This is a genomic window from Afipia sp. 1NLS2, from assembly GCF_000178995.1.
Classification (GTDB): Bacteria; Pseudomonadota; Alphaproteobacteria; order Rhizobiales; family Xanthobacteraceae; genus Afipia.
Map to the genome: position 1 here is coordinate 202,173 of NZ_ADVZ01000003.1, position 25,108 is coordinate 227,280.

26 protein-coding genes and 1 other RNA gene are annotated in these 25,108 nt (G+C 63.8%); all 27 read left to right on the forward strand.

The genetic code is table 11. The features are described 5' to 3' along the window. Positions 1 to 145: 145 nt before the first annotated feature. The gene (locus AFIDRAFT_RS12415; protein ID WP_009339822.1) at positions 146 to 484 is read left to right on the forward strand and encodes a DUF4164 domain-containing protein; all 339 of its coding nucleotides are present in this window, start codon (positions 146 to 148) and stop codon (positions 482 to 484) included. Further along, a complete protein-coding gene (locus AFIDRAFT_RS12420) occupies positions 481 to 864 on the forward strand; it encodes a cell division protein ZapA (protein ID WP_009339823.1) in 384 nt (127 codons plus the stop codon). The genes AFIDRAFT_RS12415 and AFIDRAFT_RS12420 overlap by 4 nt, the downstream gene beginning before the upstream one ends. A gap of 87 nt (positions 865 to 951) precedes the next feature. Next, positions 952 to 1,112, forward strand: a non-coding RNA gene (gene ssrS, locus AFIDRAFT_RS19500) — 6S RNA. Between the two features lie 48 nt (positions 1,113 to 1,160). After that, entirely contained in the window at positions 1,161 to 1,745 is a 585-nt protein-coding gene (locus tag AFIDRAFT_RS12425; protein ID WP_009339824.1) for a 5-formyltetrahydrofolate cyclo-ligase, read from the forward strand. Positions 1,746 to 1,750: 5 nt separating this feature from the next. Continuing rightward, positions 1,751 to 2,578, forward strand: a complete 828-nt coding sequence (locus AFIDRAFT_RS12430) for a TIGR00282 family metallophosphoesterase (protein ID WP_009339825.1) — start codon at positions 1,751 to 1,753, stop codon at positions 2,576 to 2,578. Between the two features lie 111 nt (positions 2,579 to 2,689). Then, complete coding sequence (locus AFIDRAFT_RS12435) at positions 2,690 to 3,436, forward strand: YebC/PmpR family DNA-binding transcriptional regulator (RefSeq protein WP_009339826.1); 747 nt, start codon at positions 2,690 to 2,692, stop codon at positions 3,434 to 3,436. A gap of 233 nt (positions 3,437 to 3,669) precedes the next feature. Beyond that, the gene (gene mgtE / locus AFIDRAFT_RS12440; RefSeq protein WP_009339827.1) at positions 3,670 to 5,037 is read left to right on the forward strand and encodes a magnesium transporter; all 1,368 of its coding nucleotides are present in this window, start codon (positions 3,670 to 3,672) and stop codon (positions 5,035 to 5,037) included. Between the two features lie 33 nt (positions 5,038 to 5,070). Beyond that, on the forward strand, positions 5,071 to 5,586 hold the full coding sequence (ruvC, locus tag AFIDRAFT_RS12445) for a crossover junction endodeoxyribonuclease RuvC (RefSeq protein WP_009339828.1): 516 nt from the start codon (positions 5,071 to 5,073) through the stop codon (positions 5,584 to 5,586). After that, positions 5,583 to 6,200: a Holliday junction branch migration protein RuvA gene (gene ruvA / locus AFIDRAFT_RS12450; RefSeq protein ID WP_009339829.1), complete on the forward strand. Its 618-nt coding sequence runs from the start codon at positions 5,583 to 5,585 to the stop codon at positions 6,198 to 6,200. The genes ruvC and ruvA overlap by 4 nt, the downstream gene beginning before the upstream one ends. Next, positions 6,197 to 7,237, forward strand: coding sequence for a Holliday junction branch migration DNA helicase RuvB (ruvB, locus tag AFIDRAFT_RS12455; protein WP_009339830.1), 1,041 nt, complete (start codon positions 6,197 to 6,199; stop codon positions 7,235 to 7,237). The genes ruvA and ruvB overlap by 4 nt, the downstream gene beginning before the upstream one ends. 17 nt (positions 7,238 to 7,254) lie before the next feature. After that, positions 7,255 to 7,725 (forward strand): tol-pal system-associated acyl-CoA thioesterase, encoded by a 471-nt coding sequence (ybgC, locus tag AFIDRAFT_RS12460; protein ID WP_009339831.1) that lies wholly within the window; start codon positions 7,255 to 7,257, stop codon positions 7,723 to 7,725. 51 nt (positions 7,726 to 7,776) lie between these two features. Further along, complete coding sequence (locus AFIDRAFT_RS12465) at positions 7,777 to 8,427, forward strand: TetR/AcrR family transcriptional regulator (RefSeq protein WP_009339832.1); 651 nt, start codon at positions 7,777 to 7,779, stop codon at positions 8,425 to 8,427. A 97-nt stretch (positions 8,428 to 8,524) separates the two neighbouring features. Continuing rightward, positions 8,525 to 9,025, forward strand: a complete 501-nt coding sequence (locus AFIDRAFT_RS12470) for a DUF2852 domain-containing protein (RefSeq protein WP_009339833.1) — start codon at positions 8,525 to 8,527, stop codon at positions 9,023 to 9,025. A 392-nt stretch (positions 9,026 to 9,417) separates the two neighbouring features. Then, positions 9,418 to 10,131 (forward strand): protein TolQ, encoded by a 714-nt coding sequence (tolQ, locus tag AFIDRAFT_RS12475; RefSeq protein WP_009339834.1) that lies wholly within the window; start codon positions 9,418 to 9,420, stop codon positions 10,129 to 10,131. A 24-nt stretch (positions 10,132 to 10,155) separates the two neighbouring features. Continuing rightward, a complete protein-coding gene (tolR, locus tag AFIDRAFT_RS12480) occupies positions 10,156 to 10,608 on the forward strand; it encodes a protein TolR (protein ID WP_009339835.1) in 453 nt (150 codons plus the stop codon). Position 10,609: 1 nt separating this feature from the next. Then, entirely contained in the window at positions 10,610 to 11,551 is a 942-nt protein-coding gene (tolA, locus tag AFIDRAFT_RS12485) for a cell envelope integrity protein TolA (RefSeq protein ID WP_009339836.1), read from the forward strand. A gap of 62 nt (positions 11,552 to 11,613) precedes the next feature. Then, positions 11,614 to 12,933: a Tol-Pal system beta propeller repeat protein TolB gene (gene tolB / locus AFIDRAFT_RS12490; protein ID WP_198007825.1), complete on the forward strand. Its 1,320-nt coding sequence runs from the start codon at positions 11,614 to 11,616 to the stop codon at positions 12,931 to 12,933. 234 nt (positions 12,934 to 13,167) lie between these two features. Then, positions 13,168 to 13,656: a peptidoglycan-associated lipoprotein Pal gene (pal, locus tag AFIDRAFT_RS12495; RefSeq protein ID WP_009339838.1), complete on the forward strand. Its 489-nt coding sequence runs from the start codon at positions 13,168 to 13,170 to the stop codon at positions 13,654 to 13,656. A gap of 173 nt (positions 13,657 to 13,829) precedes the next feature. Next, complete coding sequence (gene ybgF, locus AFIDRAFT_RS12500) at positions 13,830 to 14,828, forward strand: tol-pal system protein YbgF (protein WP_040298447.1); 999 nt, start codon at positions 13,830 to 13,832, stop codon at positions 14,826 to 14,828. Continuing rightward, the gene (tilS, locus tag AFIDRAFT_RS12505; RefSeq protein WP_009339840.1) at positions 14,803 to 15,846 is read left to right on the forward strand and encodes a tRNA lysidine(34) synthetase TilS; all 1,044 of its coding nucleotides are present in this window, start codon (positions 14,803 to 14,805) and stop codon (positions 15,844 to 15,846) included. Before ybgF ends, tilS begins: the two co-directional genes overlap by 26 nt. 197 nt (positions 15,847 to 16,043) lie before the next feature. Further along, positions 16,044 to 17,960, forward strand: a complete 1,917-nt coding sequence (ftsH, locus tag AFIDRAFT_RS12510) for an ATP-dependent zinc metalloprotease FtsH (RefSeq protein WP_009339841.1) — start codon at positions 16,044 to 16,046, stop codon at positions 17,958 to 17,960. A 126-nt stretch (positions 17,961 to 18,086) separates the two neighbouring features. Beyond that, positions 18,087 to 19,262 (forward strand): MFS transporter, encoded by a 1,176-nt coding sequence (locus AFIDRAFT_RS12515; RefSeq protein ID WP_009339843.1) that lies wholly within the window; start codon positions 18,087 to 18,089, stop codon positions 19,260 to 19,262. A 129-nt stretch (positions 19,263 to 19,391) separates the two neighbouring features. Then, entirely contained in the window at positions 19,392 to 20,066 is a 675-nt protein-coding gene (locus AFIDRAFT_RS12520; RefSeq protein ID WP_009339844.1) for a TetR/AcrR family transcriptional regulator, read from the forward strand. 226 nt (positions 20,067 to 20,292) lie between these two features. Next, a complete protein-coding gene (locus AFIDRAFT_RS12525; RefSeq protein ID WP_009339845.1) occupies positions 20,293 to 21,786 on the forward strand; it encodes an FAD-linked oxidase C-terminal domain-containing protein in 1,494 nt (497 codons plus the stop codon). 15 nt (positions 21,787 to 21,801) lie between these two features. Further along, the gene (locus AFIDRAFT_RS12530) at positions 21,802 to 23,043 is read left to right on the forward strand and encodes an FAD-binding protein (RefSeq protein WP_198007827.1); all 1,242 of its coding nucleotides are present in this window, start codon (positions 21,802 to 21,804) and stop codon (positions 23,041 to 23,043) included. Continuing rightward, on the forward strand, positions 23,040 to 24,389 hold the full coding sequence (gene glcF, locus AFIDRAFT_RS12535) for a glycolate oxidase subunit GlcF (protein ID WP_009339847.1): 1,350 nt from the start codon (positions 23,040 to 23,042) through the stop codon (positions 24,387 to 24,389). The genes AFIDRAFT_RS12530 and glcF overlap by 4 nt, the downstream gene beginning before the upstream one ends. A gap of 90 nt (positions 24,390 to 24,479) precedes the next feature. Further along, entirely contained in the window at positions 24,480 to 24,905 is a 426-nt protein-coding gene (locus AFIDRAFT_RS12540) for a hypothetical protein (RefSeq protein ID WP_009339848.1), read from the forward strand. Positions 24,906 to 25,108 lie beyond the last annotated feature (203 nt).

Sequence of the window (25,108 nt, forward strand, 5' to 3'; positions counted from 1 at the left end):
ACGGTGCATAGCGTCAACACGACGTTGCAAGAGCGCGAATCGGACCGTAGATTCAGCAACTAAATGCTTGCTGGACCGGGATTTTCCGATGAGATCGGCCGCTCAACCTTCCATGGTTCAACATCCGAGACCGAATGGCTCGTATATGAACGACCGTATGCCCAACGCCTTCGCCGCCGGCGAAACTGCGGCACCGGCTGCTTCTTCTGCCGCGAGCGAGATCGAGGCTGCGACACGGCGACTCGCGGCAGCCCTCGATGCGCTGGAGAGCGCGGTGGAACGCCGTCGCGAATACGATCGTGGCAGCGACGAGTTGGCAGCGCGCATTCAGTCGCTCGGCGTGGATCGTTCGCGCCTCGCCAATGAACTCGACGGCACCCTGGTGCGGTCGCGCGAGCTCGAGCGCACGAACCGTGAAATCGCCGAGCGCCTCGACGTCGCCATCGGCACGATACGTTCGGTGATCGAGGAGGACGCCTCGTGAGTCACGTCAACGTCACCATCAATGGCCGGCAATACCGCATGGCCTGCGAGGAAGGGCAGGAGACGCGGCTGCTGCGGCTGGCTGAAATGCTGGAGAGCCGCGTCACCGACCTGCGGGGCAAGTTCGGCGAGATCGGCGATCAGCGCCTGACGGTGATGGCGTCCCTCACCATCGCCGATGAGTTGCAGGACGCCGAGCGCCGCATCCGTGGCTTCGAGGAAGAGATCGAAGTGCTGCGCGAGGGCCGTGTGGCGGCATCGGATCGTGCCCGCGCCACCCAGAGCGCGATCGCCAATGCGCTTAACGCTGCCTCTGATCGCATCGAGCGGATGACGCAGGAATTGAACAAGCCGCTGGCGGGCAACGTCGCGCTCGGCTGAAATCGCTAGTTTCTCGTCAACCCCTCATCGGCTGAAATCGTCCGGCAACGGCTGGCGGCGCAGGGTGATCGTCGCTACATTGGGCAGGCGAGGCTGCAGCGCGCGTCAGGAGCCATATATCCCCGGGGCCTTATCGATCCTTTAGGGAACTGTCCCTGGCCGGGTCCGTGGACCCGGACATATGGTGCCCACCTACTTTCGTAGGGAACTCCGGGATCGAGTGCTTCAACGGCGACCGTGGCTTCGCACTTTCCTTTTTGTCCTCCAGGCATGACCGGATTTTCACTGAGGGCGCGGTGGACGATTCTTCCCTGCAGCAATCCAAGAACCACCTCCGCCAGCAGGCTTTTGCCCGCCGCGATGCGCTTGATGCGTCCAAGCGTGCCGCCGCGGCGCAAGCGCTGGCGCGGCATGTCACTCGTTTTGAAGTCGGCCCTGGCTGTATAGTCGCCGGCTTTTCCGCGATCCGCACCGAGATCGATCCGTCCGCATTGATGGATGCGTTGCACGCACGCGGTGCTGCGCTGGCGTTGCCGGTCGCGGTGGGACGCGGCCAGCCGCTGGTCTTTCGGGCATGGACGAAGGATACGGTTCTGGTGCGTGGCCTGTATGGCATTCTCGAGCCTTCCTCCGATGCGGAGGAGGTCGAGCCGGACATCGTGCTGGTGCCGCTCGCCGCCTTCGACCGCCGTGGCCATCGTCTCGGCTATGGCGGCGGCTATTACGACCGCACGCTGCAGAAACTGCGGCGGAGCAAGCGCATCATGGCCGCAGGCCTTGCGTTTTCCGTGCAGGAAATCGATGAGCTACCCGCCGACGCCCACGACGAACCGCTCGATCTCGTGCTAACGGAACGTGATGTGATTGATTTCCGGGAGTAGGCGGGGTGCGGATTCTCTTTGTCGGCGATGTAGTGGGGCGCAGCGGGCGTGTTGCAATAACAGAAACGCTGCCCGGCCTGATCCGCGACTGGGCGCTCGATCTGGTCGTCGTCAATGGCGAGAACGCCGCCGGCGGTTTCGGCATTACCGAGGCGATCTATGAGGAACTGGTCGATGCGGGCGCCGACGCCATCACGCTCGGCAATCATTCCTGGGACCAGCGCGAGGCACTGGTGTTCATCGAGCGTGCGCCGCGCCTGATCCGTCCGCTCAATTTCACGGCAGGCACGCCGGGGCGTGGGGCTGCGATGATCGAGACCAAGAAGGGCCAGCGCGCGCTGATCGTCAACGCTATCGGACGCATTTTTATGTCGCCTTGCGATGATCCCTTCATCGCCATCGACCGCGAACTCAACGCCTGCCCGCTGGGCGAGGCTGTCGATGCCGTCGTGGTCGATTTTCATGGCGAGGCGAGCAGCGAGAAGCAGGCGTTCGGCTATCATTGCGACGGACGCGCGAGCCTCGTTGTCGGCACCCACACCCACGCGCCGACCGCCGACCATCGCATCCTGCCGCGCGGCACCGCCTACATGACCGACGCGGGCATGACCGGCGACTACGAGACCGTGATCGGCATGGATCGCGAGGAGCCGCTCGGCCGCTTCCTGCGCGGCTATCCGGCGGCGCGTTTTACGGCGGGCGACGGCCCCGGCACCCTGAGCGGCGTTGCCGTGGAGACGAACGATGCGACCGGCCTCGCCGAGAGGGTCGCCCCGGTGCGGATCGGCCCGGTGCTGGAGCCTGTGACCCCCGGATTCTGGCAGCAGGGGTAAGGTTCGGTCGGCTTCGAAAATCTTTGATTTTGGCGAGTGCGGCTTTATAACGCGCCACCCAACCCGATCTTCAATGCAAGGCGCGATGCGCCCCCTACAGAGACCATTCGCATGGCTGGACATTCCCAATTCAAGAACATCATGCACCGCAAGGGCAAGCAGGATGCCATGCGGTCCAAGATATTCGGCAAGCTCGCCCGCGAAATCACCGTGGCGGCCAAGCTCGGCACGCCCGATCCGGCGATGAACCCGCGCCTGCGCGCCGCCGTGATCGCCGCCCGCGCCGAGAACATGCCGAAGGACAATATCGAGCGCGCCATCAAGAAGGCGATCGGCGGCGAGGGCGAGAGCTACGATGAAATCCGTTACGAGGGCTATGGCCCGGGCGGCGTCGCGGTGATCGTCGAGGCGCTGACCGACAACCGCAACCGCGCCGCCTCCGACATCCGCTCCTATTTCACCAAGTCCGGCGGCAACCTCGGCGAAACCGGCTCGGTCTCGTTCATGTTCGACCATGTCGGCGTGATCGAATACGACGCGGCCAAGGCCGATGCCGAAACCATGCTGGAGGCCGCCATCGACGCCGGCGCCGACGACGTGGTGTCCTCCGAGGATGGCCATGAAATCTACACCTCGCAGGCCTCGCTGAGTGAGGCTGCCAAGGCGCTGGAGGCCAAGTTCGGCGAGCCGCGCAAGGCCGCGCTGATCTGGAAACCCCAGAACAACATCGCCGTCAGCGACGAGGTCGGCGAAAAGCTGTTCAAGCTGCTCGATCAGTTGAACGAACATGACGACGTGCAGAACGTCTACGCCAATTTCGAAGTCTCGGACGCGCTCGCCGCCAAGATGGCGGGCTGAAGCGCGCTTTCGTTCTTTCGTTGCGATGCGCGCGATTTTTTCTTGACGCCGCGCAAGTGAAAGCTCATGTGGTCGTCATGGCGGCGCGGGATCCTTTGGATCGCGCGCCGTGTCACTGGAAACACCCAACTATGCCAAGCGACAGTCAACGTACTTTGCCGACAGCGGCCCGTGCGGTCTGAGCGCTTCTGAGGCTCACCCGCTGCCGGTGTCGGCAGATCCGAAGGTGAGTCATGACGGACATCCACACAATCTCCGAGGATGGCTTCAACGCGGCTGTGGTCGCGGCAAGCCTGACCAACGAGCATACCGCCGACACGGTCGACATTCTCAACAGGCTGGAGCCTGAGGAGGCCGCCGAGGTCCTGCGTCTCCTGCCGCGCGAGAGGGCGATCGAGGTTCTCGACAAGCCGGAACTCGATTTCGCAGCCGAGATCGTCGAGGCGCTGCCGCACGATGTCGCGATCCCGCTGCTGGCGGGGATGTCCGCGGACATGGCGGCCGACCTCATCCAGCAGTTGCGGGACCCGCCGCGCACCGAGCTGATGGAAGGGCTCGACCCGGCCTCGCGCAACGCCATCAAGAGCCTGCTGGCCTATCCGGCGAACACCGCCGGCGCGATGATGACGATCGAATTCGTCAGCGCGCCGAGCAACTGGACGGTGGAGCGCACGCTGCAGCACATCCGCCAGGTCGAGCGCACCCGCGAGACAGTCTATGCGATCTATGTACTCGATCCCGTGACCCGCCGTCTGGCCGGCGCGCTATCGCTGCGCCGCCTGATCGCGGGCGAGCCGGACGAGAGGATCGGCGATCTCGCGGTCACGCCCATCACCACGCTGCCGCTCGCGGACCGGGAAGACGTGGCGCGGCTGATCGCGCGTCACGACCTTCTTGCCGTGCCCGTGGTGGATAAAGCCTCGCACCTGCTCGGCATCGTCACCTTCGATGACGTCATCGACACCATCATCGAGGAAAGCACCGAGGACGCGCAGAAGTTCGGCGGCATGGAGGCGATCGAGGAGCCTTACATGCAGATCAAGCTCGGCGACATGATCCGCAAGCGCGGCGTCTGGCTGGCTGTTCTGTTCGTCAGCGAAATGCTGACCGCGAGCGTCATGCAGCACTTCGAGGGCGAACTGGAAAAGGCGCTGGTGCTGACGCTGTTCATCCCGCTGATCATGAGTTCGGGCGGCAATTCCGGCTCGCAGGCGACCTCGCTTTTGATCCGCGCGCTGGCGCTGCATGACGTGAAGCTGTCCGACTGGTGGCATGTGATGCTGCGTGAACTGCCGACCGGGCTTCTGCTCGGGGCGGGGCTTGGCATCATCGGATTGTTCCGGGTGGTGATGTGGCAGAAGCTCGGCATTTACGACTATGGCGAGCACTGGTTTCTGGTCGGCGTGACGGTCGCCGCCGCGCTGGTCGGCGTGGTGACGTTCGGCTCGGTTGTGGGCTCGATGCTGCCGTTCCTGCTGCAGCGGGTGGGCTTCGACCCTGCCAGCGCGTCGGCGCCCTTCGTCGCCACGCTGGTCGATGTCACGGGACTGATGATCTATTTCAGCGTCGCGCTCCTGATCCTGCGCGGCACCCTGCTGTAACGACCTTTGCGGCGGTTTCGGTTATCATAAGGCATGACTTCGCGCGCGATTCGTATTCTGGGGATCGATCCGGGCCTGCGCCGCACCGGCTGGGGGGTGATCGACGTCGATGGCAACCGGCTGATCTATGTCGGCTGCGGTTCCGTCGAATCGCGCGAAAGCCTGCCGCTGTCGGAGCGCCTGCTGGCAATCCATGAAGGCCTTCTCAAGGTGATGAGCGAGCACGGCCCGATGGAAGCCGCGATTGAGCAGACCTTCGTTAACAAGGACGGCGCAGGCACGCTCAAGCTCGGGCAGGCGCGCGGCGTCGCGATGCTGGTGCCCGCGATGTCGGGCATTTCGGTCGCGGAATACGCGCCCAATCAGGTGAAGAAAACCGTGGTCGGCGCGGGCCATGCGGACAAGAACCAGATTCGCGTCATGCTCGGCGTGCTGCTGCCGAAGGCTCAGCCTGCGACACCGGACGCTGCCGACGCCCTCGCCATCGCCATCACCCATGCGCATCATAGGCAGAGCGTGGCGCTGATGCGGAAGGTGGCCAGCGCATGATCGGCAAGCTCAAGGGCCTAATCGATTCCTACGGCGAGGATTATGTTGTCCTCGACGTGCAGGGCGTCGGCTATCTCGTGAGTTGCTCCGCCCGCACGTTGCAGGCGCTGCCCTCGCCCGGCGAGGCCGCGGTGCTGTCGATCGAGACATACGTGCGCGAGGATCAGATCAGGTTGTTCGGTTTCCGCAGCGATATCGAGCGTGAATGGTTTCGCCTGCTGCAGACCGTGCAGGGCGTCGGCGCCAAGGTCGCGCTGGCGGTACTCTCGACATTGCCGCCGTCCGATCTCGCTAATGCGATTGCGCTGCGCGACAAGGCGGCGGTGGCGCGCACGCCGGGCGTCGGCCCGAAAGTTGCCGAGCGCATTGTCACTGAACTGAAAGACAAGGCGCCCGCTTTCGCCAGCGTCGATCCGGCGGTGGTGCATCTTGCCAGCGCCGTCGATGACGACCGCGCGCCCGGTCCGGTGCGGGACGCGATTTCCGCGCTGGTCAATCTCGGTTACGGCCAGCCGCAGGCGGCGGCTGCAATTGCAAGCGCATCGCGCGATGCGGGTGAAGGCGCGGAGACGACCAAGCTCATCCGCCTCGGGCTGAAGGAACTGGCGAAATGACTGGTCCTCGCCTCGTTACGCCCGAGCGCCGCGCCGATGACATCGGCGACACCTCGCTGCGCCCGCAGAACCTGTCGGAGTTCGTCGGCCAGGCGCAGGCGCGCGCGAACTTGCAGGTGTTCATCGATGCCGCGCGCAAGCGCAACGAGGCGCTGGACCATGTGCTGTTTGTCGGCCCGCCGGGCTTGGGCAAGACCACGCTGGCGCAGATTGTCGCCCGCGAACTTGGCGTCGGCTTCCGCGCCACGTCGGGTCCTGTGATCGCGAAAGCGGGAGACCTCGCGGCACTGCTGACCAATCTCGAAGAACGCGACGTGCTGTTCATCGACGAAATTCATCGCCTCAATCCGGCGGTGGAGGAAGTGCTGTATCCCGCGATGGAGGATTTCCAGCTCGATCTCATCATCGGCGAGGGACCTGCGGCGCGCTCGGTGAAGATCGACCTTGCGAAGTTCACGCTGGTCGGCGCGACGACGCGCGCAGGCTTGCTGACCAATCCGCTGCGCGACCGTTTCGGCATCCCGCTGCGGCTGAATTTCTATACCGAGGACGAGCTTGAGAAGATCGTCACCCGTGGCGCGCGGGTGCTTGGCATCGGCATGACGAAAGACGGCGCGAACGAGATCGCCCGGCGGGCGCGCGGCACGCCGCGCATCGCGGGGCGCCTGCTGCGCCGTGTGCGTGACTTCGCTTCAGCCGCCGATGCCGACGCCATCGACCGCAAGATTGCCGATCACGCGCTCGGCGCACTCGAGGTGGATAAAGCAGGGCTCGATGCCATGGACCGCCGCTATCTCTCGACCATCGCGCTGAACTATGGCGGGGGCCCGGTGGGCGTCGAAACCATGGCGGCGGCATTGTCGGAGCCGCGCGACGCCATCGAGGACATCATCGAGCCGTATTTGATCCAGTGCGGCTATCTGCAGCGCACCCCGCGCGGGCGGCTTCTCACCGATCACGCCTTCAGGCATCTGGGCTTGGCCGCGCCCTCGCGCGACTCTGCCCAGTTCGGCATGTTCACTGATGACGAAGACTGATTTCCAAGATTGATGCGATGACCGAAAAACCCGCCTCGCTTTCCCTCGACGGTGAGATTCAGAACGGCCGCCATGTGATGGCGATCCGCGTCTATTACGAGGACACGGATTTTTCCGGCATCGTCTATCACGCCAATTTCCTGCGTTTCATGGAGCGCGGGCGGACCAACTACCTGCGGCTGCTCGGCGCCGAGCAGAGCGCGCTGTTCGCAGAAGCGGGGGCGGAAGCGCCGGGCTTTGCCTTCGTGGTGCGCTCGATGCAGCTCGAATTTCTGCGGCCCGCGCGGATGGACGACATCCTCATGGTCATCACCACGCCGCATGAGGTGAAGGGCGCTTCGATGATGCTGGCGCAGGAGGTGCGGCGCGGCGAGGAGCTTCTGATCGAGGCCAGGGTGAAGGTCGCCTTCATCTCGGAGGGCCGCGCCCGGCCGATCCCGAAAGCGCTGCGGCTGCTGATGAAGGCCGATCAGGACGCCGGAGCATGAGCGCCGCTGCGCTCTGGCGCGCGCTCCCGATGCCATGTTAAAACCTTTCACATGAACTGGCATCGCGGCCGCCGGGAAGGCGGCTACCATCACGGCAATCTCAAGGAAGCGCTGATCCAGGCTGCGCTCGATCTCATCGCGCAGAAGGGCCCTGCGGGCTTCACCTTCGCGGAGGCCGCGCGCTCGGCGGGCGTCAGCCCGGCAGCACCATATCGGCATTTCCGTGACCGCGATGAATTGCTGGCGAGTATCGCGCAGCAAGGTTTTGAGTTGTTCGAGAAGCAGCTCTCCACTGCGTGGGACGACGGCCGCCCCGATACGTTCGTGGCGTTCTCGCGTGTCGGCAAAGCCTATCTCGCCTTCGCGCGTGAACATCCGGCCTATTACTCGGCGATGTTCGAATCCGGCGTACCGGTGCAGGACAATCCCGCGCTGCTGATGGCGAGTGAGCGTGCCTTCGCGATCATCCGCGCCGCCTCTGAGCGGCTGGTGGCGCTCGCGCCGCCGAACGTGCCGCGTCCGCCCGCGATGATGATGGCGCTGCACATCTGGTCGCTGTCGCACGGCATCGCCTCGTTGTTTGGGCGAGGGGATGCGACCTCGCGCAAGCTGCCGATGTCGGCTGAGGACCTGCTGGAAGCAGGCGTGCTCGTCTACCTCAAGGGCCTCGGCTTTTCGCCGCGCCTGGAACCTACCCCGTAGATTAAATTTGCGGGAGGGCGATTGTGCCGCGCTTGACAATCCGCCTGGATGGTTTAGCTATGTAAATGTTATTTACATTCACGGTGAGGAGACGCGCATGACGAATACCGCAGACTTCGACCGCTCGGGCCGGCCGGGTTGGGGCGGACCGCCCCACGACATGCGCTGGCAGAGTCACGAATGGCAGCGGTCCTGCCATCCGGCCTCGATCCTGATCGTCATCGCCGGTTTCATCGTCTGGTGGCCGCTCGGTCTGGCGGCGCTCGCCTACACCTTCTGGAGCAGAAAAATGGGTTGCTGGAATCATCACGGGCGTTTCGCCGACAAGATGGAACGGATGCAGTGGAAGATGGAGCGGATGCGCGAGCGCATGGACGGCCGGAATTACGGCCGTGGCTTCTGGGGCCCGTCGAGCGGCAACCGCGCTTTCGACGAGTACCGGATGGAGACGCTGCGCCGCCTTGAGGAGGAGCAGAAGGAATTCCGCGACTTCCTCGACCGTTTGCGTCAGGCCAAGGACAAGGAGGAGTTCGACGCCTTCATGGCTCAGCACCGCCAGCGTCCGGCATCGCCCGACTCACCCGCGGCACAGGGCTGAAACGGCCGTTCCACCTCGCCATCGACTGAGTCTTTCTCCAAACCACCCGCCTGGCCCTCCAGGCGGGTGGTTTTGCTTGTGAAGGGCAGATTTGGCCTTGATCCGGCAGACGTTTTGGCGGTTAAAAGCAGTCATCTTAACCCCCTTTTAACCACGCGGGGCGTCTGGTGAGTGGGCTGAAACAGCGCTGACAGCCCTTGTTTTGACATGTTGGCGGAGGATGGAGGAGCCGGCCTTGGGGAGGCCGCTCCGTGCGAACATGACAGCGGCTCTTGTTCCGATCCGACGCTTCGGCCATGCCGGCGCTTTCTGGCGTCCGCTCGCGGGCTGCGCAGCAATTGTCGCGCTCCTGCAATCATTTTGGAGAACATTGCGTTGAGAGGATTCCAATCATGAACCCAGCCGACGTGGCACAGTCCGCCTTGCCGGTGGCCTCCTCCGACGTATCGCTGATCGCGCTATTCTGGCAGGCGCACATCGTCGTCAAATTCGTGATGCTCGGCCTGCTGAGTTGCTCGGTATGGGTCTGGGCGATCGCGATCGACAAAATTTTCCTGTACGCACGCACGCGCCGCGCGATGGACCGTTTCGAGCAGGCGTTCTGGTCTGGGCAGTCGATCGACGACCTTTATCGTGCGCTGTCGGCCAAGCCGACGCATTCGATGGCGGCGTTGTTTGTCGCGGCGATGCGCGAATGGAAGCGCTCGTTCGAGAGTCACTCCCGCTCTTTCGCAGGATTGCAGACCCGCATCGACAAGGTGATGAGCGTGTCGATCGCGCGCGAGATCGAGCGGCTGGACCGCAGGCTTCTGGTGCTCGCGACCGTGGGCTCCGCCGGTCCGTTCGTCGGTCTGTTCGGTACGGTCTGGGGCATCATGTCGAGCTTCCAGTCGATCGCGGCCTCGAAGAACACCTCGCTCGCGGTCGTGGCGCCGGGCATCGCCGAGGCGCTGTTCGCGACCGCAATGGGTCTGATCGCCGCCATTCCGGCGACAATTTTCTACAATAAGTTCATCTCCGAAGTCGGCCGTCAGGCACAGCGCCTGGAAGGCTTCGCCGATGAGTTTTCCGCGATCCTGTCTCGTCAGATCGACGAGCGGGCGTAAGCACCAACACGACGGGCAGACGACATGGGCATGAGCATGGGCGGGGGAGCAGGCGGTGGCGGCCGGCGCCGTCATCAGCGCGCCAGTGTCATGGCCGAGATCAACGTCACGCCGATGGTGGACGTGATGCTCGTGCTGCTCATCATCTTCATGGTGTCCGCGCCGCTGCTCACGGTTGGCGTGCCGCTCGACCTGCCGCAGACCGCGGCCAAGAGCCTTGATCAGGACAAGGAGCCGCTGACGCTGTCGGTGCAAGTGTCTGGCAAGATCTTCCTCAACAACACCGAAATTTCCGCCGACGAGTTGGTGCCGAAGCTGAAGGCCATCACCGATGCGCGCGGGGGCACCGAGGAACGCATCTTCGTGCGCGGCGACACCAAAGCCGACTACGGCACGATCATGAAGGTGATGGGCCGCCTGTCGGCTGCCGGGTTCAAGCGTGTTGCTCTGGTCACCGAGGTCGAGCAGGGGAGCTGACGTGAAAATCGACCGGACACTTGCCGCGTCTGTCGCTTTGCACGCTCTGGTAATTTCCTGGGGGCTGATCTCGTTTTCGACCAAGATGTACGAGATGACTCCCGAGGAGTCATTGCCCGTCGACATCATTTCCGCCGATCAGTTCGCCAAGGTCACGCAGGGCATCAAGACCGGCAAGAAGGAAAGCGTAAAGCCGCTGGTCGAGAAGGTCGCCGATGCGACGCCGCCACAGGACGATCCGGTCGGCAAGATCGAGGACAAGAAGCCTCCGGTCGTGACCGACACCGCGCCCGAGCCGCCGCCGAAGCCCGTCGAAAAGCCGGTCGAGAAAAAGCCGGAGCCGCCGAAGCCTGTCGCGCAAGAGAAGCCGAAGGAAGAAACCAAGCCGGCGGAAAAGAAGCCCGACCCGGCGAAGGTCGATCCCATCGCCGAAGCGCTGAAGAAGGAGCAGGCGAAGAAGCCTGAGCCGAAGAAACAGCAGGCGCAGGCGAAGCCGACTCCGCCGCCGAAGGAAAAGCACGAGCGCGTGTTCGATCAGACCAAGATCGCCGCACTTCTCGACAAGCGCGATCCGACGCGGCAGTCGATGACCGGGTCGGAATTGAATTCGCAGGCCGCGCTCGGCCTCTCGCACGGCCGTTCCGCCGACAATTCGGCGACCTGGGGCGCGATGTTCAAGCAGCAGGTGGAGCGTTGCTGGAAGAAGCCGTATGGCGGCATCGAGGCACAACAGATTCAGGCGAGCTTCGATGTCCGCCTGAAGCAGGACGGCACGCTTGAGGCGATGCCGGTGCCGCTGCCCGGCAGCAACACGCCGTATTTCCGCGTCTATCAGGAAAGCGCGCGCCGCGCGATCATCGAATGCCAGCCTTACAAGCTGCCGCCGTCATTCTTCAACGAATGGAAATTCTTCGAACCCGTTTTCACCGAACGTACGTCTTAAAAAAAAGCCGCGTGATGCACGCGCAGGAACATGATCCGATGAGCAAGGACGATGGTACGCCTATGACATTCAAGATGACGCGCCGGCAATTGGTCGGCGCAACAGCGGCTGGCCTTGCGGCTGCGCCGCTCGCCAAGGCGTTCGCGCAGGTCCGTGTTCAGGTCGATCAGGGCAACTTCCAGCCGATCCCGATTGCGATTCCGAATTTCGTCGCGGGCGGTCAGGGCGATGGCGAGGTCAGTGCAGGCATCGCGTCGGTCATCACCAACAACCTCAAGCGCAGCGGTCTGTTCGCGCCGATCGATCAGGCGGCCTATATCGAGCGTATCTCCAACATTGATGTGCCGCCGCAGTTTCCGAGCTGGCGGCAGATCAACGCGCAGGCGCTGGTTACCGGTCGCGCCACGCGGCAGAGCGACGGACGCCTCAAGGCGGAATTCCGCCTGTGGGACGTGCCGGCTGCGCAGCAACTCACCGGCCAGCAATATTTCACCTCGCCGGAATCCTGGCGGCGGGTGGCTCACATCATCTCCGATCAGATCTACGAGCGTCTCACCGGCGAGAAGGGCTATTTCGACAGCCGCGTGGTGTTCGTCGACGAGTCCGGCCCGGCGCAGCGCCGCGTCAAGCGTCTTACGATAATGGATCAGGACGGCGCCAACGTGCGCTATCTCACGCGCGGCGCCGATCTGGTGCTGACGCCGCGGTTCTCGCCGTCCACGCAGGAAATCACCTACATGGAATTCGGCGGCGGCGATCCGCGCGTCTATCTGTTCAACGTCGAGACCGGCCAGCGCGAAATCGTCGGCAACTTTCCCGGTATGTCGTTCGCCCCGCGCTTTTCTCCGGACGGCCAGCGCATCATCATGAGCCTGCAGCAGGGCGGCAATTCCAACCTCTATGTGATGGATCTGCGCTCGAAGTCGACCACGCGCCTGACCGATACGCCCGCGATCGACACCTCGCCGTCTTACGCGCCGGACGGTTCGCGCATCTGCTTCGAGAGCGACCGTGGCGGCAAGCCGCAAATCTATGTGATGGCGGCGGGCGGCGGCGCGGCGCAACGCATCTCGTTCGGCGACGGCAGCTACTCCACGCCGGTGTGGTCGCCGCGCGGCGACTACATTGCTTTCACCAAGCAGGGCGGTGGCCAGTTCGCCATCGGCATCATGAAGCCGGACGGCTCGGGCGAGCGCATCCTCACATCGGGCTTCCATAATGAAGGTCCGACCTTCGCGCCGAACGGCCGCGTGGTGATGTTCTTCCGCGATCTTGGCGCGGGCCCTCATCTGTTCACCGTGGATATTTCGGGCCGCAACGAACTTCAGGTTCCGACGCCGGGCTTCGCGTCCGATCCAGCCTGGTCGCCGCTGTTGTCCTGATCCGGACACAGCGGCGCGTCCTTCAGGTCACGTCTCCGCATAATCGTCTGGGAACTGCGGAGGTCCTGAAGTGGCGCCATATTTACACCCTATTAACCATCGCCATTGCTTTAAGCGATTCAGTGGCATTTGAGGGGCTTTGGCAACGGCTCATCAAGGTTGACGGAACGTTCGCTTAACCAAGCGGGCGTAGACCGAAATCTGTTCAAAAAACCCGAGCGTGGAGGCTCCGGAATGTTCTCCCAAATGCGTATCCTCCAGGGATTCAAATTCGCGGCCGTGCTGGCCGTGGCCCTTTCGATGGGCGCTTGCGCCAACAAGAACGGCGACCTGAACGGTATGGCCGGCGCGGCGACGCCAGGCAGCCAGCAGGACTTCGTGGTCAATGTCGGCGATCGCGTGTTCTTCGACAGCGACCAGACCGAACTGTCGCAGCAGGCGATCAACACCCTCGAAAAGCAGGCTCAGTGGCTACAGCAGTATCCGCGCTACACCTTCACCATCGAGGGACACGCGGACGAGCGCGGCACGCGTGAATACAACATCGCGCTCGGCGCCAAGCGCGCCCAGTCGGTGCGTAACTTCCTGGTGTCGCGTGGCATCAGCGCCAGCCGCATGCGCACGATCTCCTACGGCAAGGAGCGTCCGGTGGCGGTGTGTAACGATATCTCCTGCTGGTCGCAGAACCGCCGCGCTGTGACGGTGCTCAACGCCAGTTCTTAAGTTTCCGGGGGCTCACCGGGGATGAAAGCGGCGCCTTCGGGCGCCGTTTTTTGTTTGTGGCAAGGAGGCGGGGCCTGTCGGCAGTCACATTTTTGGCGTAGTAAAACTCTCATCCTGCACGGCCCCATTTCAGGGCGGGAATGAAGAATCAAATCGCCAAGAACGAAATCGCCATGTCATCGAAATTGAAAACTGCCGTCGCAGCGGGGTTGGCCTGCGGGTTCGTTGTTCTGTCGCCTCTTGCGCTGCCGATGCAGGCGCACGCGCAATACGACAACGATTCTCAGGGCGATCCCCAGATGGAGATCGACCGGCTGTCCGACCAGTTGCGCAAGCTGACCGGTCAGAATGAGGAATTGCAGCACCGCAATCAGGTTCTCGAAGAGCAGCTTCGCCAGTTGCAGGGCGGGGCAGCGCCGGGCGCACCTGCCGCGCGGGGGCCTGCGAATGCGGGGCCCGCGCCGTATCAGAATCAGAACCCGCAATATCAGCAGCCGCAACAGCCGGCCTATCAGGGTCAGCAGGGCACGCCGATCACCACGCCGTATAATGATGGGCAGGCGCCAGCGCCCGGCCGTCGTGGCGATGCATTCGATCCGAACCAGAACCCGAGCGCGCCTGGTGCGCCGCGCGCCCTCGGCAGCATGCGGGGTCAATCCAATTATACGGAGCCGGGGGCTGCGCCGGGCGCACCGATGAATCTTGAGAACAACAACTACGGCAACAACAGCGGCGCTGCCGCAGCGCCGCCCAGCCCAAGCGGCGGGCTAACCACGGCGCCGCCGACAAGGTCGCCGAAGGACGAGTTCGATCTCGGTCTCGGCTACATGCAGCACAAGGATTACGGGCTCGCCGAAGAAACCATGCGCAATTTCACGGTGAAGTATCCGAGCGACCGGCTCGTCGGGGATGCGCAATACTGGCTCGGCGAGAGCCTGTATCAGCGCAAGAAGTATCGCGAGGCGGCGGAGGCGTTTCTGGCCGTGACTTCGAAATACGACAAGTCCGCCAAGGCGCCGGATGCGATGCTGCGATTGGGTGAATCGCTTGCCGCGCTGAAGGAAAAGGATGCCGCCTGTGCAGCATTCGGTGAAGTTATGCGGAAATATCCGCGGGCATCAAACAGCGTGAAGCAAGGTGTCGCGCGTGGACAAAAACGCTCCGGTTGCTGAACCTATCTCGGCGCAGGAGGCCCGGCATCTGTTTGCCGGATGGAAGCGGATTCCGGCGCTGGTGCTGGCCGTCTCGGGCGGTCCGGATAGCGTGGCGCTGTTGTGGCTCGCCGCGCGCTGGCGCAAATCGCTCAAGAACGGTCCCGATCTTCTTGCGGTGACGGTGGATCACGGATTGCGGGCGGCCGCCGCGCACGAGGCTCGCAATGTGAAGCGGCTGGCGTCCTCGCTCGGCATCACCCATCGCATCCTGTCCTGGCGCGGCCCGAAACCGAAAACCGGCGTGCCGCGCGCCGCGCGTGACGCACGCTACGAACTGCTTGCCCGCGCGGCGCGATCAGCGTCGGCGGTGGCGATCGTCACCGCTCACACCCAGGACGATCAGGCGGAAACCGTTCTGATGCGGCTGTCGCGCGGCAGCGGCATCACCGGCCTCGCCGGCATGGCGATGCAGACGGAACGGCACGGCGTCGGGCTATTGCGTCCGTTCCTCGAAATTCCGAAGGCGCGGCTGGTGGCGACGCTCGATCGCGCCAAAGTCGTTTATGCCGATGACCCCACCAATCACGATCCCGCCTACACGCGCTCGCGGCTGCGCGCCCTGATGCCGGTGCTGGCGTCCGAGGGTGCGGATGCCAGGACATTTTCCCGGCTCGCAATGCGGCTATCACGTGCCGACGCGGCTCTCGAGCGGATGACGGACGGTGCGGAGCGTTATCTCCGCCTGCGTGGCGGAGGGGGCGGCGGCTTCGATATCTCGCTCTTCTCCACGATGGCCGAGGAAATCCAGGTGCGGCTGCTTCGCCGCGCGCTGGCGGGTGGGATGACAGCCCATTCGCCGGAGCTGGGGCAGATCGAGACGCTGCTGCGGGCGTTGGCGCAGGCGCGGAGCGAGGGGCGGCGGTTCAAGCAAAGTCTCGCGGGGATGACGGTGAGCGTCGAGAAGGAGCGGCTTGTGGTTCGTCCGGCGCCACCTCGCCGCGGCGTCCGGCCCGCAGGCCGGAGCAGCCGCTCTTAACCATGCGGCGGTCCGACCATGTGCTGAGTGGCCAAAACCTCCGTAAAAGCCGCAAATTGCGCTAAATAGTCTTGCCCAGTTCCCTTGGCATTGTGGACAGCGACACATAGATTGGGGCAGGCCGATCAATACCGGCAATCGGACGACATGGATCCAAGGGGTAGGCCCCTGCGTTGCGGGCCTGTGAAGGATAACGAATGAACGCGAATCTGCGCAATTTTGGCCTCTGGGTCATCATCGTCCTCCTGCTGCTGGCGCTGTTCACGCTGTTCCAGAACCCGGCGCAGCGCACTTCGTCGCAGGACATTTCATTTTCGCAGTTGCTGAACGAGGTCGACCAGAACCGCGTCCGCGATGTCGTTATCCAGGGCCCCGAAATTCGCGGCACCCTGACGAACGGCTCGACCTTCCAGACCTATGCGCCGAGCGATCCGACCCTGATCAAGCGTCTGTACGACGCCAAGGTGTCGATCACCGCGAAGCCGCCGGGCGACAACGTGCCGTGGTTTGTTTCGCTGCTGGTGTCGTGGCTGCCGTTCATCGCGCTGATCGGCGTGTGGATTTTCCTGTCGCGCCAGATGCAGGGCGGTGCCGGCAAGGCGATGGGATTCGGTAAGTCGCGCGCCAAGATGCTGACTGAAGCCCATGGCCGCGTGACGTTCGAGGATGTCGCGGGTGTCGATGAAGCCAAGCAGGATTTGCAGGAGATCGTCGAGTTCCTGCGCGACCCCGGCAAGTTCCAGCGCCTCGGCGGACGGATTCCGCGCGGCGTGCTGCTGGTCGGCCCGCCCGGCACCGGTAAGACCCTGATCGCGCGTGCGGTCGCGGGCGAAGCCAACGTGCCGTTCTTCACCATTTCGGGTTCGGACTTCGTCGAAATGTTCGTCGGCGTCGGCGCTTCGCGCGTCCGCGATATGTTCGAGCAGGCGAAGAAGAATGCGCCGTGCATCATCTTCATCGACGAAATCGATGCGGTCGGCCGTCATCGTGGCGCCGGTCTCGGCGGCGGCAATGACGAGCGCGAGCAGACGCTGAACCAGTTGCTGGTCGAGATGGACGGCTTCGAGGCGAACGAGGGCGTGATCCTGATCGCCGCGACCAACCGCCCCGACGTGCTCGATCCCGCGCTGCTGCGTCCGGGCCGCTTCGACCGTCAGGTCGTGGTGCCGAATCCCGACGTCGTCGGCCGCGAACAGATCCTCAAGGTGCACGTCCGCAAGGTGCCGCTGGCGCCGGATATCAACCTCAAGACCATCGCGCGCGGCACGCCGGGCTTCTCCGGTGCCGACCTGATGAATCTCGTCAACGAGGCGGCGCTCACCGCCGCGCGCCGCAACAAGCGCATGGTGACGCAGGCCGAGTTCGAGGAAGCCAAGGACAAGGTCATGATGGGCGCCGAGCGCAAATCTCTCGTCATGTCCGAGGAAGAGAAGATGCTGACGGCCTATCACGAGGGCGGCCACGCCATCGTCGGCCTCAACGTGCCCGCGACCGATCCGATCCACAAGGCGACGATCATTCCGCGCGGCCGTGCCCTCGGCATGGTCATGCAGTTGCCGGAGCGCGACAAGATGTCGATGTCGCTGGAGCAGATGACCTCGCGTCTCGCCATCATGATGGGCGGCCGCGTTGCCGAGGAGATGATCTTCGGCCGTAACAAGGTCACGTCCGGTGCATCGTCGGATATCGATCAGGCGACGCGTCTTGCCCGGATGATGGTGACGCGCTGGGGTCTGTCGGACGAACTAGGCACGGTGGCCTATGGCGAGAACAACGACGAGGTGTTCCTCGGCATGCAGGTGAACCGCCAGCAGAACGTCTCGGAGGCCACCGCGCAGAAGATCGACTCGGAGGTGAAGCGTCTCGTCGAGGAAGGCTACAACGAGGCGACGCGGATTCTGACCGAGAAGCGCGACGATCTCGAAACGCTGGCCAAGGGCCTCCTGGAATTCGAAACGCTGTCGGGCGACGAGATCACGGACCTGCTCAACGGCAAGAAGCCGAACCGTGAATCGGTGCTTGAGCCGGCGACACCCCGCACCTCGGCGGTGCCGCCGACCGGCAAGCCGCGTCCGCGTCCCGATGCCGGAATGGAGCCGCAGCCGCAGGCGTAAGCGGCTCGGCCTTCGCTCTCTCATCTTCAAAGGCGCAGTATTGAAACTGCGCCTTTTTCTTTGACCCGAGCATTTCAACTCATTTGGGAAAGTCCTTTGACAGCGGCCACACCCCGGCGGACTCGGTTGCGAGACATTCCCGGCGGCATCTGGGCGCTCGGGTTTGTCTCCATGCTGATGGATGTCTCCTCGGAGATGATCCATGCGCTGCTGCCGGTCTATCTGGTGACGGTGCTCGGTACCTCCGCGCTCGCCGTCGGCGTGATCGAGGGCGTGGCGGAGGCGACTGCCTCGATCATGAAGGTATTTTCCGGCGCGCTGTCGGACCGGCTCGGCCAGCGGAAGTGGCTTGCCGCGTTCGGTTATGGTCTTGCCGCGGCGACGAAGCCGATATTTCCGCTTGCCCCGTCGGTTGGCTGGCTGGTCGCCGCGCGGTTCATCGATCGGATCGGCAAGGGCATTCGCGGCGCGCCGCGCGATGCATTGGTTGCGGATATCGCGCCTTCTCATTTGCGCGGGGCTAGCTTCGGGTTGCGGCAATCGCTCGACACCGTCGGCGCGTTTCTCGGGCCGGGTCTCGCGATCGCCCTGATGTGGCTCACCGCAAACCATTTTCAGGCGGTGTTCTGGATTGCCGTCGTTCCGGCGGTGCTCTCGGTTGTCGTGATCGTGCTTCTGGTGGACGAGCCCTCGCGCCATGCCGCAACCGGCACGGCCCGCATCCCGCTGAGTGGCGCAGCGCTGCGCAGCCTTGGCACGGCATACTGGATCACGGTGGCGATCAGCACGGTGTTTACGCTCGCACGCTTCAGCGAAGCCTTCCTCATCCTGAGGGCGCAGGCGGTAGGCTTGCCGATCTTTCTCGTGCCGCTCGTGCTGGTGTTGATGAACATCGTCTATGCGCTGACTTCCTACCCAATCGGAGTTCTGTCGGATCGCATGAGCCGCATCGATCTGTTGGCGCTCGGGCTTGTCGTGCTCATCGCCGCCGATCTTGTGCTGGGACTGGCGACCGGCATCGCCGGGGTTGCCTGCGGCGTTGCGCTGTGGGGCCTGCATATGGGCTGCACGCAGGGCGTGGTGAGTGCGATGATCGCCGATACGGCGCCAGCCGAATTGCGTGGCACGGCTTTCGGCGTCGTCAATCTGCTCGGTGGCGTGATGCTACTGGTTGCGAGTATTCTAGCGGGGCTGTTGTGGGATAGGGCCGGGGCACAGGCGACTTTTCTGGCGGGCGCAGGTTTTTCGGTCGTCGCTCTTGCCGGTATCGCTCTCGCCTACATTCGCCTGCCGCATCGTTGAGCTTCGCCGATATCCCGTTCGGGGCTTCCGGCGAGAGGAGATGCCAGGTGCAAATTTATCCGGGAGCGTGCGGAAATCCTTGCCATGATATTTGAATTGGTGTTCACTCCTTAAAGGAGTGAGATTTCATTGGTTTATCGCCGTACACATCAAGTTGTGAAACGTCTGGAAGCGCGTCGCGCCGCCATTCTTGCGGCAGCCCGCGAAACGGCGTCGGAAGGCGGCATGGCGGCGGTTCAGATCGCCCCGGTGGCCGCACGGGCCAATGTCGCGGCGGGCACGGTCTATCGCTACTTTCCTTCCAAGGCCGATCTGATTTCAGAATTGATCGCGGATGTCTCCGACAGGGAGTTGATCGCGATCCGCCGCGCCGCCGATGCCGCGCCGGGACCATCTTCGGCGCTCGCCGCCGCCATCACCACCATTGCCGTTCATGTCGTGTCTCATCGCAAGCTCGCCTGGGGCATTCTGGCGGAACCGGTGGACGTTGATGTCAGCGCTTCGCGCCTGACCAGCCGCCGCGCCATCGCCGCCGAACTGGAGCAACGCCTCGAGGCCGCGATCAAGGCCGGTCATCTGCCCGCGCAGGACACGGCGCTGACCGCGACCGCATTGATCGGTGCGCTGCACGAGGCGCTGGTAGGGCCGCTGGCGATGGACGCAACGGGCGATGCGACCAAATTGCGCGAGGCGGTGCAGAATATCTCGCTGTTTGCGCTCCGCGCGGCCGGCGTGCTCGATGCGCGCGCCCGAGGGCTGGTCGTTCAGGCCGTGCTGCCGATCCGGATGGCCGTCGGCGGCTGACGGGCTGGCGGCGGGGCTGCATTCTTCCTTACATCATGGACTACGGCGGATTCGATCGGCTGTGGCATCAGCCGGATCATCGGCCTATTGGTGCAACGCAAGGACCTGCGATGCGTCGTATGCAATGCATGCCGCCAAAGGATAACCCGGATTGCCTACCCATGGGCGCGACGGCGTGCTTTTGTCAGGTCAGGTTTTGTGCGCGGGATACGCGCGGAGATAGTCCATGACGATCAAGATGCCTTTGCCCGATCAGGGCATTCTCGGCCGCCGCGACGAGATCATCGCAGCATTGCGGGCCATCGTTCCCGGCGAGGGTGTGATCGAGACCGAGCGGGAAATGAAGCCCTACGAATCCGACGCGCTGACGGCCTATCGCCAGCCGCCGATGGTCGTGGTGCTGCCCGATACCACCGAGCAGGTCTCCAAGGTTCTGAAATATTGCCACGACAACGGCATCAAGGTGGTGCCGCGCGGCAACGGCACCTCGCTGTCGGGCGGCTCGTTTCCGCTCGCGGACGGCGTGCTGCTCGGCCTGTCCAAGTTCAAGCGCGTGCGCGAGATCGACTTCGACAACCGCGTCGCGGTGGTCGAGCCGGGCATGACCAACCTCGCGGTCAGCCAGGCGGTGGCGCATGAGGGATTCTACTACGCGCCCGATCCGTCCTCGCAGATTGCCTGCTCGATCGGCGGCAACATCGCGGAAAATTCCGGCGGCGTTCACAGCCTGAAATACGGCCTCACCACCAACAATGTGCTGGGCTGCGAATTCGTGCTTATCACCGGTGAGATCCTGCGGATCGGCGGCCGCGCCCCGGAGAACGACGGCTACGACCTGATGGGCGTCATCACCGGCTCGGAGGGACTGCTCGGCGTCGTCACCGAGATCACGGTACGCATCCTGAAGAAGCCGGAAACCGCGCGTGCGCTGATGGTCGGCTTCTCCGAAGTGGAGGCGGCAGGCGAGTGTGTCGCGCGGGTGATCGGTGCGGGCATCATTCCCGGTGGCATGGAGATGATGGACAGGGATGCAATCCACGCCGCCGAGGCCTTCGTCCATGCCGGCTATCCGCTCGATGTCGAGGCGCTGCTCATCATCGAACTCGATGGGCCGAGCATCGAGGTCGACGAACTGATCCGCCGCGTCGAGAAGATCGCCTTGGATTGCGGCTCCAAGACCTGCCAGATATCCAATTCCGAACAGGAGCGGCTGTTGTTCTGGGCCGGCCGCAAGGCAGCGTTCCCAGCTGTCGGGCGACTGTCACCGGACTATCTGTGCATGGACGGCACCATTCCGCGCGGCAAGCTGCCGGAGGCGCTGGTGGGCATTCGCGAGCTTGGCAAAAAATACGGGCTGCGCTGCGCCAACGTGTTTCATGCGGGCGACGGCAATCTGCATCCGCTGATCATGTACGATGCCAACGTCGCCGACGAGATGCAGCGCGCCGAGGATTTCGGCGCCGATATCTTGCGGCTGTGCGTCAAGCTCGGCGGCGTGTTGAGCGGCGAGCATGGCATCGGCGTCGAAAAGCGTGACCTGATGCCGGAGATGCTGAGCGACATCGATCTTGCCCATCACCAGCGCATCAAATGCGCGTTCGATTCAGGCGGTCTGCTCAATCCGGGCAAGATGTTCCCGGTCCTGCACCGCTGCGCGGAGCTTGGCCGGATGCATGTGCATGGCGGCAAGCTGCCGTTCCCCGACATCCCGCGATTCTGAGGAAGGTTTGACGTGGTGGAGACGTTGAAGGTTCGCGACGCCAAGGACGTCGAGATGGCGGTGCGCGAGGCGATAGAGGCGGAACAGCCGCTGGAAATCGTGGGGCACGGCAGCAAGCGCGACATCGGCCAGCCCGTGGCGACCAACGCGGTGCTCGATCTGTCGGCGCTGAATGCGGTGACGTCCTATGAGCCGCACGAGCTGATCGTCACCGTGCAGGCCGGGGCACCAGTCGCCGATGTGATCGCGATGATGGATGCCAAGAACCAGGAATTCGCGTTCGAGCCGATGGACACCTCGGTGCTGCTCGGAACGAGCGCGGGGCAGGGTACGATCGGCGGCATGATCGCATCGGGCCTTTCGGGGCCGCGCCGTATCCGTTCGGGCGGCGTCCGCGACCATCTGCTCGGCGGCAATGCCGTGTCGGGCTTTGGCGACGCATTCGTCGCCGGCAGCCGCGTGGTCAAGAACGTCACGGGCTATGATATTTCCAAGCTGCTGGCGGGCTCATGGGGCACGCTCGCGGTGCTGACGGAGGCCACCATCAAGCTGGTGCCGAAGGCCGAGGCGCAGACCACGCTGGTGCTGCGCGGCCTCGATGACGCCACCGCCAACAAGGCGATGACCAAGGCGCTGGGCTCGTCCTTCGACGTCTCGGCCGCAGCGCATGTTCCGGCGTCCAATCAGCAGGAACCCGACGGCGCGCTGGCAAAGGCGGGAGCGCCGCAGCAGGCGCTGACGCTGGTTCGGGTCGAAGGCATCGACGTCTCGGTGGCGGAACGGGCGCGGTCGCTGGCGGCGCTGCTCTCCTCCTTCGGTGCGGTGGAGACGATCGCGGACGATGAATCGGCTGCGATCTGGGCCGCCTTACGTGACGTGACGCCGTTTGCCGCGACGTCGCCTCTCGGTGGCCATGTGGTCTGGCGCATCGTCTGCCCGCCGACCGCGGGTGCGGCGCTCGGCATGGCGCTCAAGCGCGAGACCGGTGGCGAAGTCATCTACGGCTGGGGCGGGGGCTTGGTCTGGGCGGCGCTGCCGCCCGCCGCCGACGCCCATGCCGCCAAGGTCCGTGCTCATGCAGAGGCGGCCGGAGGCCATGCCATGCTGCTGCGCGCGCCGAAGGATGTGCGCGCCGCCATCGATGTGTTCCACCCGCAGGCTCCGGGCGTCGCGGCGTTGAGCCGCCGCCTCAAGCATAGCTTCGATCCCCGTCATATCCTCAACCGCGGCCGCATGCGCCGGGACGACAACCCATGAAGACCGATTTTTCTCCTGCCCAGCTTGCCGATCCGGATATTGCGGAAGCCAACACAATCCTCCGCAAATGCGTGCATTGCGGTTTCTGCACCGCAACCTGCCCGACCTACGTCCTGCTCGGCGACGAACTCGATAGCCCGCGCGGGCGCATCTACCTCATCAAGGAGATGCTGGAGAAGGACCAGAAGCCGACGGCCGAGGTGGTCAAGCATGTCGACCGCTGCCTGTCCTGCCTTGCCTGCATGACGACGTGCCCTTCGGGCGTGAACTACATGCACCTCATCGATCAGGCCCGCGTCCGGGTAGAGGAGAGTTATTCCCGCCCGCTCGGCGACCGCCTGATCCGTGCGCTGCTGGCCTATGTGCTGCCGCGTCCCCGCGTGTTCCGTGCCGGTATGATGGCGGCGCGGCTGGCGAAGCCGTTTGTCGGCCTGCTGCCGGGCTCCGCAAAAGCAAGCCATCCGCCGACATTCTTCGACCGGTTGCGGGCGATGCTGGCGCTGGCGCCGGGTGCGCTGCCGTCGCCGGGGCCTGCGGGTGGCACGGTGTTCCCCGCGCAGGGAACACGGCGCGGGCGTGTTGCGTTGCTGCAGGGGTGTGCCCAGCAGGTGCTGGGACCGAACATCAATCAGGCGGCGATTCGCCTGCTCACCCGGCTCGGCATCGAGGTGGTGCTGGTCGCGGATGAGCAATGCTGCGGCTCGCTGACGCATCACATGGGCCGCGATGACGACGCGCTGCACAGGGCAAAGGCCAATATCGATGTCTGGGTCCGCGAGGCCGATGCCAACGGGCTCGATGCGATTCTGGTGACCACCTCGGGCTGCGGCACCACGATCAAGGATTACGGCTATCTCTTACGCGAGGACAAAGCCTATGCGGCGAAGGCCGCACGCGTATCGCAACTCGCGAAGGACATCACCGAATATGTCTCTGCGTTAAATGTGCAATGGCCACGGCCTCAAAATGAAATCGTCGTCGCCTATCACTCCGCATGTTCGCTCCAGCATGGACAGAAAATCACGGAGCTTCCGAAAGAATTGCTTTCCAAGAGCGGATTCGTGGTGAAAGATGTGCCTGAGGGTCATCTGTGTTGCGGATCGGCTGGGACGTACAACATCCTCCAGCCCGAGATTGCAAGGAGATTGCGCGAGCGTAAGGTCGCCAATATCGCATCCGTCAGGCCGGACATCGTGTCGGCAGGCAATATTGGGTGCATGGTGCAGATCGGCAGCGAACTCAAGAATGCCGAAGGCGCACCGATCCCGGTGGTTCACACCATTGAATTGCTCGACTGGATGACCGGCGGCCCGTCCCCGCACAATACCCTGCCTGCAAACAGGTGATCGGCTGCCGAGAGGGCAGGAGGCCTTCCGTTAAGGAAGCGCCTTGAAACGTCGATCGATCATCCCGCCGAAGGGAAACAGGAGGACGGCATGGCTAAGGGTAAGAAGAGTAAGAAGGTCAAGAAGCAGAAGAAAGTAAGCCGGGCAAAGACCGCGCGGCGCCCCGCGAAGAAGTCGGCGAAGAAGAGCAGCCGCAAGGCCGCCAAAAAGTCCTCGGCGAAAAAGGCCGTCAAGCGCTCGGCGAAGAAGTCGGCCAGGAAAGCTGCAAAGAAGTCAGCCAAGAAGGCGGCCAAGCGTCCGGCGAAGAAATCGGCCAAGAAGGCCGTGAAGAAAACCGCCAAGAAGGCCGCTCCGAAGAAGGCTGCAAAGAAGCGTGCCGCGCCGCGTAAGGCGGCTGCGCCTGCCCCAGCGGTGGTCCCATCTTACGATGAGCCTATGGCGAACCTGTCGGAATCCTCGCAATTGTCGCACTCGAACTGGTTCACCGGCGAGGACAAGGACGAACACCAGTCCTGACAGGACGATGGTTTCCCACCAGAAGCCGCGCTGCAAGGTGCGGCTTCTTCGTTTTGAGGGGTAGCCTCCGCGGGAGTATTTAAGCGATTCGGATGCGGGGTCGTCCGGAGTAGGGCGATGTATTCCAGCCTGCGCGGAGAAAAACATATCGTATCGGGGGCGAATTACGCGTTTTCTCCGTTGTCGAAATACAACATTGTGAC

What these genes read in the sequence shown, in the direction of transcription:
- tolR (WP_009339835.1), top strand. Translation starts at nt 10,156, where the DNA reads ATGGGCATGAGCATGGGCGGGGGAGCAGGCGGTGGCGGCCGGCGCCGT.
- ybgF (WP_040298447.1), top strand. Translation starts at nt 13,830, where the DNA reads ATGTCATCGAAATTGAAAACTGCCGTCGCAGCGGGGTTGGCCTGCGGG.
- ruvA (WP_009339829.1), top strand. Translation starts at nt 5,583, where the DNA reads ATGATCGGCAAGCTCAAGGGCCTAATCGATTCCTACGGCGAGGATTAT.
- AFIDRAFT_RS12540 (WP_009339848.1), top strand. Translation starts at nt 24,480, where the DNA reads ATGGCTAAGGGTAAGAAGAGTAAGAAGGTCAAGAAGCAGAAGAAAGTA.
- AFIDRAFT_RS12415 (WP_009339822.1), top strand. Translation starts at nt 146, where the DNA reads ATGAACGACCGTATGCCCAACGCCTTCGCCGCCGGCGAAACTGCGGCA.
- ruvB (WP_009339830.1), top strand. Translation starts at nt 6,197, where the DNA reads ATGACTGGTCCTCGCCTCGTTACGCCCGAGCGCCGCGCCGATGACATC.
- pal (WP_009339838.1), top strand. Translation starts at nt 13,168, where the DNA reads ATGTTCTCCCAAATGCGTATCCTCCAGGGATTCAAATTCGCGGCCGTG.
- AFIDRAFT_RS12435 (WP_009339826.1), top strand. Translation starts at nt 2,690, where the DNA reads ATGGCTGGACATTCCCAATTCAAGAACATCATGCACCGCAAGGGCAAG.
- ybgC (WP_009339831.1), top strand. Translation starts at nt 7,255, where the DNA reads ATGACCGAAAAACCCGCCTCGCTTTCCCTCGACGGTGAGATTCAGAAC.
- glcF (WP_009339847.1), top strand. Translation starts at nt 23,040, where the DNA reads ATGAAGACCGATTTTTCTCCTGCCCAGCTTGCCGATCCGGATATTGCG.
- tolQ (WP_009339834.1), top strand. Translation starts at nt 9,418, where the DNA reads ATGAACCCAGCCGACGTGGCACAGTCCGCCTTGCCGGTGGCCTCCTCC.
- AFIDRAFT_RS12525 (WP_009339845.1), top strand. Translation starts at nt 20,293, where the DNA reads ATGACGATCAAGATGCCTTTGCCCGATCAGGGCATTCTCGGCCGCCGC.
- ftsH (WP_009339841.1), top strand. Translation starts at nt 16,044, where the DNA reads ATGAACGCGAATCTGCGCAATTTTGGCCTCTGGGTCATCATCGTCCTC.
- AFIDRAFT_RS12465 (WP_009339832.1), top strand. Translation starts at nt 7,777, where the DNA reads ATGAACTGGCATCGCGGCCGCCGGGAAGGCGGCTACCATCACGGCAAT.
- tolB (WP_198007825.1), top strand. Translation starts at nt 11,614, where the DNA reads ATGACATTCAAGATGACGCGCCGGCAATTGGTCGGCGCAACAGCGGCT.
- mgtE (WP_009339827.1), top strand. Translation starts at nt 3,670, where the DNA reads ATGACGGACATCCACACAATCTCCGAGGATGGCTTCAACGCGGCTGTG.
- ruvC (WP_009339828.1), top strand. Translation starts at nt 5,071, where the DNA reads ATGACTTCGCGCGCGATTCGTATTCTGGGGATCGATCCGGGCCTGCGC.
- AFIDRAFT_RS12470 (WP_009339833.1), top strand. Translation starts at nt 8,525, where the DNA reads ATGACGAATACCGCAGACTTCGACCGCTCGGGCCGGCCGGGTTGGGGC.